The 12,798-nt window shown below is 62.3% G+C and carries 11 protein-coding genes; 4 read left to right on the forward strand and 7 right to left on the reverse strand.

Annotation, left to right across the window (positions count from 1 at the left end; genetic code table 11):
• Nucleotides 1-8: 8 nt before the first annotated feature.
• From NDI72_RS13505 to NDI72_RS13535, 7 genes are all read right to left on the reverse strand, one after another.
• Nucleotides 9-998 (reverse strand): TRAP transporter substrate-binding protein, encoded by a 990-nt coding sequence (locus tag NDI72_RS13505; RefSeq protein WP_283800697.1) that lies wholly within the window; start codon nucleotides 996-998, stop codon nucleotides 9-11.
• 44 nt (nucleotides 999-1,042) lie between these two features.
• Entirely contained in the window at nucleotides 1,043-2,704 is a 1,662-nt protein-coding gene (locus tag NDI72_RS13510) for a hydantoinase B/oxoprolinase family protein (RefSeq protein ID WP_283800698.1), read from the reverse strand.
• On the reverse strand, nucleotides 2,701-4,782 hold the full coding sequence (locus tag NDI72_RS13515; RefSeq protein ID WP_206552829.1) for a hydantoinase/oxoprolinase family protein: 2,082 nt from the start codon (nucleotides 4,780-4,782) through the stop codon (nucleotides 2,701-2,703). The genes NDI72_RS13510 and NDI72_RS13515 overlap by 4 nt, the downstream gene beginning before the upstream one ends.
• A 156-nt stretch (nucleotides 4,783-4,938) precedes the next feature.
• Nucleotides 4,939-6,156: an alpha-hydroxy-acid oxidizing protein gene (locus tag NDI72_RS13520; protein WP_283800699.1), complete on the reverse strand. Its 1,218-nt coding sequence runs from the start codon at nucleotides 6,154-6,156 to the stop codon at nucleotides 4,939-4,941.
• Entirely contained in the window at nucleotides 6,157-6,834 is a 678-nt protein-coding gene (locus NDI72_RS13525) for an RraA family protein (protein WP_283800700.1), read from the reverse strand. It lies immediately after the preceding gene.
• A complete protein-coding gene (locus NDI72_RS13530) occupies nucleotides 6,831-7,766 on the reverse strand; it encodes an NAD(P)-dependent oxidoreductase (RefSeq protein ID WP_283800701.1) in 936 nt (311 codons plus the stop codon). The genes NDI72_RS13525 and NDI72_RS13530 overlap by 4 nt, the downstream gene beginning before the upstream one ends.
• Nucleotides 7,735-8,640 (reverse strand): NAD(P)-dependent oxidoreductase, encoded by a 906-nt coding sequence (locus tag NDI72_RS13535; RefSeq protein WP_283800702.1) that lies wholly within the window; start codon nucleotides 8,638-8,640, stop codon nucleotides 7,735-7,737. Before NDI72_RS13535 ends, NDI72_RS13530 begins: the two co-directional genes overlap by 32 nt.
• Nucleotides 8,641-8,907: 267 nt before the next feature.
• Between NDI72_RS13535 and NDI72_RS13540 the strand changes: the two genes are divergently transcribed.
• The 4 genes from NDI72_RS13540 to NDI72_RS13555 all read left to right on the forward strand — a co-directional run bounded on the left by NDI72_RS13540 (nucleotide 8,908) and on the right by NDI72_RS13555 (nucleotide 12,762).
• Nucleotides 8,908-9,864: a tripartite tricarboxylate transporter substrate binding protein gene (locus NDI72_RS13540; protein ID WP_283800703.1), complete on the forward strand. Its 957-nt coding sequence runs from the start codon at nucleotides 8,908-8,910 to the stop codon at nucleotides 9,862-9,864.
• Between the two features lie 167 nt (nucleotides 9,865-10,031).
• Nucleotides 10,032-10,490, forward strand: a complete 459-nt coding sequence (locus NDI72_RS13545) for a tripartite tricarboxylate transporter TctB family protein (protein WP_162742435.1) — start codon at nucleotides 10,032-10,034, stop codon at nucleotides 10,488-10,490.
• Nucleotide 10,491: 1 nt separating this feature from the next.
• Nucleotides 10,492-12,006, forward strand: coding sequence for a tripartite tricarboxylate transporter permease (locus NDI72_RS13550; RefSeq protein ID WP_206548586.1), 1,515 nt, complete (start codon nucleotides 10,492-10,494; stop codon nucleotides 12,004-12,006).
• Nucleotides 12,007-12,117: 111 nt separating this feature from the next.
• On the forward strand, nucleotides 12,118-12,762 hold the full coding sequence (locus NDI72_RS13555) for a GntR family transcriptional regulator (protein WP_162742436.1): 645 nt from the start codon (nucleotides 12,118-12,120) through the stop codon (nucleotides 12,760-12,762).
• Nucleotides 12,763-12,798: the final 36 nt, after the last annotated feature.

The raw sequence follows: 12,798 nt of genomic DNA on the forward strand, positions 1-12,798 counted from the left end.
GGAACTGGCTATTTGCCGGCTGCCTTGGTGTAGGCTTCGATCACCGGGCCTGCCTCGGGCACGCGCTCGATGAACTCGTCCCACATGGTGCGGCCGCTCTCGCCCATCAGCGTCATGAGGCTTTCGTCCGGCTGAACGATGGTCATGCCGTTTTCGGCCAGAGTGTTGCCCTTGGTTTCGTCTTCGGAGGCCGAGAGCGCCCAGAACTCACCCTGCATCTTTGCAGCCAGTTCCTCGATCTTTGTCTGCTCTTCCGGCGAAAGTGCGTTCCAGGTGTCGAGATTGACGGTGACGGCGTCCGAAGAGGTGGACCACTGCATGGGGCTGAAAAAGGCGGTGAGATCCCACAACTTGCCATCCACGCCCGAGGAGGTGGAGGTGGCCACGCCGTCGATGGTGCCAGCGGCCAGAGCCGGCGCGACATCGCCCCAGGGCATTTCCAGCGGGGCTGCGCCAAGCAGCGTCAGGAACTGGAAGCTGGCCGGGTTGAATGCGCGAATGCGCACGCCTTCCATGTCTGCGGCGGAGCTGATCTTCTCGCGCGAGTAGACGCCCGGCGAAGGCCACGGAACATAGTAGAGGATCTTCTGATTGTGGCGCTCGGCGATCTCGTCATAGAGCGGCGATGCGGCTTCGAGGAAGAGTTTCATCTCGTCCTGTCCGCGGATCAGGAAGGGAAGGGTGTCCATCGCCAGAACCGGCTCTTCGCCAGCCTGAAGGAAGAGAAGGACGCTGCCCATCTGGACAATGCCATTTTCCACGGCTGCCAGAGATTCCGAGGCGGAAACGCCAATCTCGCTGCCCTTGTGCACGGTGATCTCGACGGAGCCGCCAGTGGCTTCCTTCACGGCTTCAGCGAACCTGTTTGCCGCAACGTTCTGGAAGTTCGTCTCGGGCCACGGCGTCGAGAAGTCCAGCTTGGTCTGGGCCATTGCCGAACCGCTCACGAGAGCAAGCGCTGCGCCTGCCGCCAGTGCCTTGAGTGAATATGCGATCATTGTCCGTTCTCTCCTCTTGAAGGTGCTATTGTCGGTTCTTCACTTCATTTCAAGCCATAGATCTCATGCGCGACAGCTTGCGTGATCATGCCGCGCCGCAGATCGTCTTCCACGCGTTCCTTCCCGCGTTCGGTTGCGGGGCCAAAGCCGCCACCACCCGGTGTGCGCAACACCAGCGCCTCGCCCGGTGGAACCCGGTAGAGCCCTTTCGACGTGATCTCCGTTCCGTCGGTAATGCGGGCAGCACCCGGCAATCCGGAAAGGCCGCCCTCCCGGCCTTCCGCACCGCGTCTCAGCCGCTCGAATGCGGCGGCGGACACGATCAGCGCCTGATCCTTTGCCGCGCGGATGCGGATCTCCTGCCCGAGCCCGCCACGCCATTTCCCCGCGCCGCCGCTGTCCGGTGCGAATTCCTTGCGCTCATAGATGAGCGGAGCGACGGATTCGGCCACTTCGACCGAAACCACACCGACGCCCGAAGGAAACGCGGTCGTCGACAACCCATCGGATGCGGGCCGTGCGCCCATGCCGCCAAGCGCCACATTGAGCGAAGCGAAACTGCGGGCTTCCGGCCCTGCATCTTCGCCGGAAATCGCCAGAACCCAGAGCGCACCCGCACTTTCGGCAAGGATCTGCCCCGGCATGGCCTGTGCGAGGCAGCCAAGCATCAGGTCCGGCAGGGCCTGCCCAACCACATGCCGCGCGGTGACCGGCGCGGGGCGCTCGGCAGAGACGATCAGACCGGAAGGCGCAGTAATGCGGATTGCCTCCAGCGAGGCGTGGTTGTTGGGCACATGCGGCGCGACCGCAACCTTGATGCCGAAGGAGGCATAGGCCTGACTATAGCCGAGCGGGCAATTGATGCCGCGCGGAGCGGCGGGCGACGAACCGGCCAGATCAACCTCGATCACCCCGTCGCCGATGGTCATCCGCGCCCTGATCTCGATAGGCGCATCGTAACCGTCAAGCGTGGTGTCGGCGCTGTAAGTGCCGGCAGGCAGCCGCGCGATGGCTTCACGCGTGGCCGTGGCGGAGCGCTCGAAGATGAACGCGGCCAGTGGCTGCAACGAGGTCAGCTCGTATTCGGCCATCAGGTCGAGCAGCCGCTTCAGCCCTTCATCATTGCAGCTCATCAGCGAAATGATGTCGCCCCGCGCCTCGCGCGGGATGCGCGAATTCGCCGTGACGATGCCAAGGAAATCCTCGTTCAGAACACCGGCCTTGCGCAGCTTCATCACGGGGAAGAGAACGCCTTCCTCCTGAACGGAGCGCCCTTCGGCCGACCAGCCGAGCCCGCCAATGTCGACCACATGGCAGGTCGAGGCGAGGTAGCCGACAATCCGCCCATTCACGAATGCCGGCGTGACGACGACGAAGTCGAACACATGGCCGGCACCCAGCCAGGGATCGTTGGTGACAAGCACATCGCCTTCGACCAGCGTATCTGCCGGAATGTGCTCCAGCATGGCGCAGACGGAACGCGCCATCGTGTTCACATGGCCCGGCGTGCCGGTGACGGCCTGCGCCATCATGCGGCCTTCCGCATCGAAAACGCCAGCGGAAAGGTCTCCGGATTCGCGAACGATCGCGCCGAAAGCCACACGCAGAAGCGCGTTGGCCTGTTCCTCCGAAACCGAAATCAGCCGGTTCCAGAGCACGTTCATGGCGATGATGTCTGCGTCGGAAAGGGGAGTGGTGGCGTTCATGGCCGCACCTCGCGGTCGAGAATGACATGACCGAAGGGATGAAGCGTAATCGCCCATCCGGTCGGAACGTAGGCGGTGGTCTGGGCTTCGCTCACCAAAGCGGGGCCGGGCAAGGGCTGGCCGGGTGCCAGCCCTTCACGCGGCACCAGCGCGCTTTCGACGAATTCGCCGCGCACCGGGTCAAACACCTTTACCGTTCCGGCAATGGTCGTTTGCTTTCCGGCGTCCGCTGCCGGCGCTTCCACCAGCGGTGCGGCCGGGCCACGGCAGATGAGCGACAGGGCGACCAGTTCGACCGGATTGTTTTCCAGAACGGTGCCGTAGGTGTCGCGGTAGAGCGTGATGAAAGCCTGCTCCAGCGCCTTTGCATCGGCGGGGTTTGCAAGCGGTTTTTCGAGAGGCACGCGCAGGGCATGTCCCTGTCCGCTGTAGCGCAGTTCGGCTGCAAGGCTGATCGTCGCCGGTTCTCCCTCGGCAAGGGCCGGCAGAACCACTGCGGATGCCTCCCTGCGCATCTCTTCCTGCAGCATGGCGAGACGGTTGAGGTCCAGGCGCTCCATTGGCGCAAGCGTCGAGCGGGCCACCTCATAGGCGACCGGCGCACTCAGGAAACCGAGGGCGGACCCCACGCCGGCAAAGGTCGGAATAATGACACGCGCAATGCCCAGCTTTTCGGCAATGCGCACCGCGTGCAGCGGGCCTGCGCCACCGGACGCCATGATCGTGTAGCGCGTCACATCCTTGCCCTGTTCGATGGCGTGAACGCGCGCGGCATTGGCCATCGCTTCCTCGCCCACTTCCAGAATGCCGGCTGCAGCCCATTCGGCAGAGCTCAGGCCAAGCGGCGTGGCGACATGCTCTTCAATGGCGGCGGTCGCAAGCTCCGGCTGAAGCGTGATCTTGCCCCCGGCAAAGCCTTCGGGACGGATCTTGCCGAGCACCACATTGGCGTCGGTGATGGCCGGCATGGCGCCGCCCAGCGCGTAACAGGCGGGGCCTGGAACCGAACTTGCGCTTTCCGGTCCGACCGCGAGCCGCCCAAGCGCATCGCGCCTGGCGATGGAGCCGCCGCCCGCGCCGATCTCCACCAGTTCCGTGGTCGGCACGCGAACCGGCAGGCCGCTGCCCTTGATGTCACGCCATGCGCGGGCGACTTCAAAGCGGCGGGTGGTGGCCGGAACGGCATCTTCAAGAAAACAGATCTTTGCAGTCGTGCCGCCCATATCGAAGGCGAGAAGCTTTGCCTCATCGGTCTCGCGCGCAACACGCGCGCCCAGCGCGACGCCGCCGGCCGGTCCCGATTCCACCAGTCGGATGGGAATGCGGGCCGCCTGTTCCAGCGTCGTCAAACCGCCGCCCGAAAGCATGAGCATGAACTGCCCGGCAAAGCCGCGCTCCCGTAATGCAGCGTCGAAGCGGTGCAGATAATGCGCCATGAGCGGGCGCACATAGGCGTTGGCGCAGGTGGTCGAAAAACGCTCATATTCACGGATTTCCGGCGAAACCTCGCAGGAAAGGCAAATCGTCACCTTGGCGGGCAGGTCTTCGCGCAGCCAGTCGTGAACCAGCTTTTCATGTGCGGGATTGACCGTGGCGTGCAGGAAGCCGACTGCGACCGCCTCAACGCCCTCGTCGCAAAGGCGCGCGGCGAGAGCCCGAACATCCTCGCGATCCGGCGCAGCCAGAACCCTGCCATCTGCGGCGATGCGCTCGCGCAGTGTGAAGCGCAGTTCGCGCGGAACCAGCGCCTGCGGAAGCTGCAGGTCGGTGTCGTACTGTTCAAAACGCTTCTCATAGGCCATCTCGAGGATGTCCCTGAAACCTTCCGTAGTGATGAACGCCGTCTTCGCGCCGCGCCGCTCGATCAGCGCATTGGTGGCAAGTGTCGTACCGTGGATGACCGTGCGCACATCGGCGAAGGAAAGACCCAGCTCCGAAACCAGAAAGGCGCTTCCCTCCAGCGCGGCCTCTTCAGGGGCGGCCGGCGTGGTGAGCAATTTATGCGAATGGATCGCGCCCTCGCGTTCGAGAACGACGTCGGTGAAGGTGCCGCCAATGTCGATGGCAAGTCTGGTCATCGGAACTTCCTAGTCTGTACGATTTTTAATAGTATGAACCTTTCGGTTTGCGCAAGGCTTTTGCGCGCCGGCCCGTTTCTGCCTGTGAGAAAGCGCGCATGGCTGGAGAGCGCCTCCGGTCGAAGGCGCTTTACGAATGTCGCAGTCGGTGACGGGTCAGCGGGGCAGGGAGAGTTCGGCGGCTTCGCGCATCTGCAATGGCGCGGTGATGCCGAGAAGGGCCATGTCGCGGTCCACTTCTTCGCGCAGCAGCGCCGCCACGTGTCGCACGCCGTCCTCGCCGTGGGTTGCCGCTGCATAGAGGAAGGGACGCCCCACGAAGACGAAGTCCGCCCCCAGCATGATCGCTTTCAGAACATCCGTGCCCCGGCGGATGCCACTGTCGAACATGACGGGCATCTCCGGCACGGCTTCCCGTATCGAGGGGAGAACCTGAAGGGGCGAAACGGCTGTGTCGAGCTGGCGGCCACCATGATTGGAAACGATCACCCCGTCGCAGCCCAGCGTCCGGGCCATGCGCGCATCATCCGGGTGCAGAACGCCTTTCACGATCAGGCGGCCCGACCATAGGTCGCGTATGCGGCGGATATCCTCCCAGCACAGCCGGTCGCGCTCGATGGTCGAGCGAACGAGATCGCGGGAGAAAAGAGGCGGGCCCTGAACGGCCTCCATGTTTTCGAAATGCGGCATGCCGCGCATCGCGATTTCACGCCCCAGCGTGCCGAGCGTCCATCGGGGATGGGTGATGCCCTGCCAGACAAGCTGCGGCGTGATGCGAAAGGGTGCATCGAAGCCGTTGCGCGCATTGTTTTCGCGATTGCCCGCCACCGGAACGTCGCCGGTCACCACAAGATGATCGAAACCGGCAGCGGAAACGCGTTTCAGAAGCGGCTCGATGCGCGCCATGTTGCCCGGTATATAGGCCTGAAACCAGCGGCTCCCACCTTCTCTGGCGACCCTTTCGAGCGGCGTCAGGGACGCTGCCGAGCAGATTGCGAAACTGCCGGCGGACGCCGCGCCTCTGGCCAGCACCACATCGCCGTCAAAGGCTGCCAGTGCGCTAAACCCCATCGGCGCAACGCCGAAAGGCACTGGATAGCTCTGATCGAACAGGCGCGTTTCCAGAGAACGCTGCGAAACGTCCTGCAAGATGCGTGGCTGGAGACCGATATGCCCGAAGGCGGCGCGATTGGCGCGCAGACTTGCATCCGTCTCCACGCCGCCGCTGACATATCCGAAAATCGACTTCGGCAGGAGCCGGCGCGCACTGCGCTCGAAATCATCCAGTGAAAGGTGCCCGCGCAGCCTGCGCGGCACCCTGGACGGCTTGCGCCGCGAAATGGAGACCGGGTCCGTGGAAGTCGTATCGTTCATCTACTCAAATTCGCAGCCGCGCGATTGCAGGCTTTCCATCACCCAGCCTCTTTCGACGCTGCCATCGGCAATCTTGGCCATTTCAACCTGTTCTGCGTCCTGTTTCCTGCGCGTCGCGGCGAGGATGGTTTCCGTCTGGTCGAACGGCACTGTAAGCACTCCGTCGCCATCGGCAAGGACCAGATCGCCAGGTTCGATGACCATGCCGTCGATTGCGATGGTGGTGTTCACCTCGCCGGGGCCGTCCTTGTAGGGGCCGCGATGGGTGACGCCCGCAGCGTAAAGCGGAAAATCCATGCGCCGGATCTCGTCGGCATCGCGGATTGCGCCATTGACGATGATGCCCGCGATACCGCGCTTTTTCGCAATCGCAACCATGATCTCGCCGAGGATCGCCGTGGTCAGGTCACCGCCGGCGTCCACAACGATCACGTCGCCCGGTTCGGCAATGTCGAGCGCATGATGCAGCATCAGATTGTCGCCGGGACGGGTGCGGACGGTCAGGGCCGGTCCTGCCAGAACGCTCTGGGCGTCGTGGATCGGCCGCAGCCGCGCGCCACCGGCATACATGCGCGACATGCAATCGCTCACATTGGCGACCGGCAGCTCACGAAACGCGTCAATAGTGCTCTGCTCCACGCGCCGCTGCCGTTTGCGCACACAAAAGCCGATGGTCATAATTCTACTTCCTTCTCAAGCAACAGGGCATTCAAGACTTTGTCGGCAATCATCATGCCGGTACGGCGCAGGCCGGCCTGCGTGGATGCGCCGATATGAGGGGTGCCGATGAAATTCAGGTCGTCCGCGAAAAGCAGCGCGTCAGGCGGAGGCGGTTCGCTCTCGAACACATCCGAGGCAGCGCCCGCGATCTGACCGGACCGCATGGCCTTCGCCAGAGCGGCTTCATCCACGATCCCGCCGCGCGCGCAATTCACTACGAATGCGCCGGGGCGAAGCTGATCCAGCGCCCGCGCGTCGATCAGGTGATGTGTCTCCGGCGTCAGCGGCAGGTGCAGGAAAAGAAGATCCGTTTCTGCCAGAAAGGCGTCGAAATCCGTTTTGCGCACGATGGTTTCCGGCCAAAGCTGCTCCGGCAGCACGGGGTCGTATCCGTGAACCTGCGCGCCGAACCCGTCCGACAGGCGCTTCGCCACCGCACGTCCAATGGCCCCGACGCCGAGAATGCCGGCGCGGCGCTCCGACAATTCGTAGCCGACGCGAACACCGTCATCGCCGTTTCGGCCTTTGCGCAAAGCCTGGTCATGCCGGTGCGGGCTGCGAAGCAGGGTCATGGCGTGCAGCACGGCCAGGTCCGCGACCGATTCGGCGTTCGCCCCTTCGGTCTTGAACACTTCAACGCCGCGTTCCGCCATCAGGGGCAGGTCGATATTATCCGTTCCAGCACCGTGCTTGCCCACGACGCGAAGTGCTGGCAGACGGTCGCAAAGCGTTCTGTCGATCGTGTTGGCGCGCACGATGATCGCCTGAACTTCGTCGCTGCGCGCTTCTGGAAGCGGGCCGGGGCCCAGGATTTCCGTGACCGCACCCAGTTTGTCGAGCGCGTCGGCGTGGATCGGTTCAGTGATCCAGATGACCGGGCGATTGCTCATGCCGCTCCTCACAGTCCGGTTGGGTGGTTTTCAGTAGCCAGTTGATCGCGTGATCGGGCGTTTCATCCGGACCGGCCCCAAAGGAGGCGGTTCTGGCGAACAGGCTTGACGCTGCATCAGCCATGATCGGCCGCATGCCGGCCTTCTCCATGAGGTCTGAAGCGGCAACGATCTCCACATGCCGGCGGGCTGCGTGTTTTGGATGGGTGCGCAGCATTTCGGCCAGGAAGGCATTGATGTCGACTTCCGAGAGGTCGGACAGGGCGAGCGGCAGGTTCTCGCTCTGGTCAAGCGCTGCCGCGGCAAGCTGTGTTTCCACCACAAGCGCTTCAAGGCCCTTCATGAAAAGCGAGCGCAGGAGTTTCAGTGTGCTGGCGTCTCCCGGAACCCCATCAAGGCAGGTCATGCGACAGCCAAGCGGAGCGAGGATATCGGCAACCGCCTGCGCCTTCTTGCCGGCAAGAATCATCGGTGTTGCAACGCCGCCAAGCCCGACAGCGCCCATCACCGTGCCGTCAACGAGCCGGTCTCCCAAAAGCTCCTGCGCCGCGTGCATCGCCTCGGGCGTCGAGGATGTGAGATCGAGCACGGGGCAGGCACCCGGCCGCTCGCCAATCGCTGCTTCGATCTTGAGGCTCACGGAGGCCGGCGTCAGAACGACAGTCAGGTCCATGCCGTCAAGTGTGTCAGGAAGCGTGTGCGATGTATCAATCCCCAGCCTGCCTGCCGCTTCCATGGCGGTTGCATTCAGTGCGGGGTCTACCGCAGTGACTTTTGCGCCTGCTTTTGCGAACGCCTCGCAATATACCCGGCCTGCGGCGCCGAAGCCGACGACCAGCAACCGGACACCGTGAGTGCCGGACGAATCATTCATTTCTTTGTCTCCTCCCGAGCGCCATATGGCATCGGATTGCCATTCAGGTTGATACAAAAAAAATACAAAAAGCAAGACAGAAACCAGAGCCGGCTTTCATTTTCATTTCTAGAACGGGGCCCTTCGCAAAATTTTAGCGCGTAAAAACAATAGGTTTTGATATTTTTGCATGAGCCGTGCAAAAATCTCTTTACGCTGGCGCATCCCTGAACTTAACGTAATATGTATCCATAATGCCTGTGAGGAGCACGGGCCAAGGGAGGAAACATGATCAAACTTGCCATCGCTTCGGCGCTCGTCGCCGGGTCCATCACTGCCGCACACGCCGAATATCCCGAGCGCCCGATCAACATGATCGTCGCCTACAGCGCCGGTGGCGGCACCGACATTGCCGCGCGCACGCTCGCGCCATTCATTGAGAAATATCTCGGCGAAGATGCTTCCATCGTTGTTCTGAACCGCCCCGGCGCAGGCGGCGAAATCGGCTTTACCGAGCTGGCGCAGTTCAAGCCGGACGGCTACACGATCGGCTTCATCAACACGCCGAACATCCTGACAATCCCGATTCAGCGCAAAGCGCGCTACTCGCTCGAGAGCTTCACGCCGATCGCCAATGTGGTCGACGATCCGGGCGCTTTCAGCGTGCTTCCGTCCAGCGGGATCAAGACGTTCGACGATCTGATCGCCTATGCAAAGGAAAACCCGGGCAAGCTGACCTATGGCTCCACGGGCATCGGTTCCGACGATCACCTCTCGGCGCTGGAGTTCGAGCGCATGACCGGCGTTCAGCTCAAGCATGTTCCCTTCCCGGGAAATGCCGATGTGCGCACGGCGACGCTCGGCGGCCACATCATGATGGCCAGCATGAACATCTCCGAGACGATTGCCGACGTTCATGAAGGCGCGCTGCACGCGCTTGGCCAGATGTCCAATGAACGCTGGGATGGCGCGACCGAAGTTCCGACCTTCAAGGAAGAAGGTTACGACGTGATCATGGGCTCCATGCGCGGCATCGCCGCCCCCGCCGGCGTTCCTGAAGATGTCGTCGCCAAGCTGGAGGAAGCGCTGAAGGCTGCCGTTGCGGATCCGGAATTCCAGACAAAGGCGAAGGAACAGCATCTGGCGCTGTCCTACATGAACGCAGCCGCGTACAAGGCGGAGCTCGAGTCGCTCGACGCGACGTTCCGCGAGCTTTGGGAGACGACGCCCTGGGTTCAGGAGTAGTCGCAAGACCGGTTGTTGTCGGCGGGGCCTGGGTCGTCATGCGTCCATTCGGATGCACAAAGGACGATCTCATCTGTTGATGAAGCATCGGAATAACCGAAAAGCGGTTTCCGTTTTTCGGTCCGATGCTCTGGCCCCGCCTTCACTGTTTGGAGTGGGAGGGGGATGTGAGACGAGCCGTTTTTGAAAGCGGATTCGCACTGGCGGCCGTTGTGCTGAGCCTGCTGGGTCTGCTTGAGGCCTGGAGATATTCGGGCGAGGGCGGTTTGATGCCGCGTGGCGTCATGACCCTCATGCTGGTTCTGTCAGGCTTATGGCTCGCCCAGTCCGTCAGCGCCCTGCGGCAGGCGGATGGGCCGATGCTTGCCCCCACTTCGGCGCAGCTGCGTGGCGCGCTCCTGCTGATTGTTGCAGGCGCAGCACTCCTCTTCGGCATGCGATTTGTCGGCTTCTACACGAGTGCGGCCATCATCGTGCCGACGCTGGCCTGGGGACTCGGATACCGAAACCTGAAGGGCCTCATCATCGGCACGGTGCTGTTCGTCTGTGTGCTGATCGCCGTGTTCCGTTTCTTGCTGGTGGTCCCCTTGCCGCCCGAGATTATCCTCTTGCCGTTCGGAGGCTGATATGGGGGACGTTTTTCAGCATATTCTTGACGCGCTGCCGCTGGTTTTCTCGCTGGGGACCATCATCGCGATGATCGGCGGAACGATCATCGGCATCGCGGTTGGCGCGCTGCCCGGCCTCTCGGCCACGATGGGCATCGCAGTCCTCATTCCCCTGACTTTCACCATGGAACCCGTGGTGGCGCTTGGCATGGTCGCGGGCATCTACAATGGCGCGATGTATGGCGGCTCGATCCCGGCCATTCTTCTACGCATTCCGGGCACGCCCGCGGGCATTGCAACCGTGTTCGACGGCTATCCCATGGCGCAGAGCGGCCATGCGAAGCTGGCGCTGCGCATCTCGCTGGTTTCTTCCAGCATCGGCTCTGCGGTCAGCGCAATTGCGCTTCTGTCGCTCGCGCCGCCGCTCTCGCTGATCGCACTGAAATTCAGCGCCGCGAACTATTTCTGGCTTGCCATCTTCGGCTTGATGACGATTGCCGTTCTTTTGTCCGAGAACCCGGTAAAGGGGCTTCTTTCCGCCTGTTTCGGTCTGTTTGTCGGCATGATCGGCATCGACATGATGACCGGTATGGAACGCTTTGCCTTCAATGAGCTGGAACTCCTCAGCGGCGTGAACATCATCGTGTTGCTCACCGGTCTCTACGCCATCCCGCCAGCCATCGATCTGGCATTGAGCCCGAAAAAGCCCGATGCCGAAGTAAAGGCGATAAATGAAGAGGAAATGGCCTTTCGCTGGTCGAGCCTGATCCCGGTCTGGATCCGTTCGTCGATCATCGGTGTCGTGACCGGCATCATTCCGGCACTTGGCGGCAATGTCGCCGCCCTGTTTGCCTGGAACGAACAGCGACGCAGCGATGCCGACAAGGACAAATACGGAAAGGGCGCACCGGAAGGCGTTGCCGCACCCGAATGCGCCAACAATGCCGACACGGCGGCAACGCTTATCCCGGCGCTGACACTCGGCATTCCGGGCAGTTCGGTGGCCGCCGTCATTCTCGGCGCGCTTCTCGTGCATGGCCTGATCCCCGGTCCGCAGCTTTTCCGCGACAAAGCCGAGATCACCTACGGTTTCATGCTTGCGATGCTGGTCACCTCCGGGCTGATGCTCATTCTGGGCAGTGTCGGCGCGCGGGCCTTCGTCAATGTCCTGAAAATGCCCACGCAGCTCCTGGCCCCCATGATCTTCGTAATGGCCACCATCGGCGTGTTCGCCATTCACAACAGCATGTTCGAAGTCTGGCTGATGCTGGGTTTCGGCGTGCTGGGCTATGCGATGGAGAAGATGGATATCCCGACGGCCCCGGCGGTTCTTGCGGTCATTCTCGGGCCGATTGCAGAAGAGAACCTGCGCCGCGCCCTCCTGATTTCGGGCGAGGGCGTGTTCTCGCTGTTTCAGGATGTTATTTCGCTGCTTCTGGTGGCGCTCATTCTCGCAACCACTGCACTGCCTCTCGCCATGAAAATGTGGAGGCGCAGAAGAAGCCGGATCGAAGCGCTTGCCAGCAGAGATTAGAAAGGCTGTCTTGCCAATTTCAGAAGGCTGCGCCATGCGCGGCCTTCTTCACGTATGATGGGGAGTAGTATGAGGAGGCCGGCAGAGTCGCGTGATGCAGGAGGTAGCAACATGAATGTGACAGACACCGTTTACGTCAAGCTGAGACGGCGCCTGATCTCTGGCTATTACGATCCCGGCACCAAGCTGAAAGAGGAAATGCTGGCAAGCGAGCTGGAGGTCAGCCGGACCCCGGTGCGCAGCGCCATTGCGCGGCTGATCTCCGAGGGGCTTCTCATGCCGGGCGAAAAGCGCGGTGCGCTGGTCACCCCATGGCGCGAAGAGAACACGGCCGATGTCTTCACATTGCGCATCCTTCTTGAAGGTCACGGGGCTTTTCTGTGCGCCCAGCATGCCACCGACGAGCAGATAACCCTGCTTGAAAACACCTGCGATGAGATGGAGCAGGCTTTTGCCGCGCGTTCAACGGGCTGGGTGAAGAAGCTCGATGCGGGCAACCGCACCATTCACGAAATGCTCTATGAGGGATCGGGCAGCGTGCATCTGCGCCTGTGCGGCCGGCATCTTCTGGAAATCCCGCAGGTGATCGGCGGCTTCTTCATCTATGAGGACGCCGATATCGAAGAGAGCCTTCGCCAGCACCGGGAGATCGTCAAGGCAATTCGCCTCGGGAATGGCGAATGGGCGCGGTCCGCCATCGCCTGTCACCTGAATGCTGCGCTGGAGCGCTTCAGGCGCCGCACCGGGGGCAACTGAGCCGCCCCCGGAAAATGCCCGTTAATTGAAAACCGC

The sequence above is a fragment of the Nitratireductor sp. GZWM139 genome, assembly GCF_030068685.1.
In the GTDB taxonomy this organism is placed as follows: Bacteria; Pseudomonadota; Alphaproteobacteria; order Rhizobiales; family Rhizobiaceae; genus Nitratireductor; species Nitratireductor aquimarinus.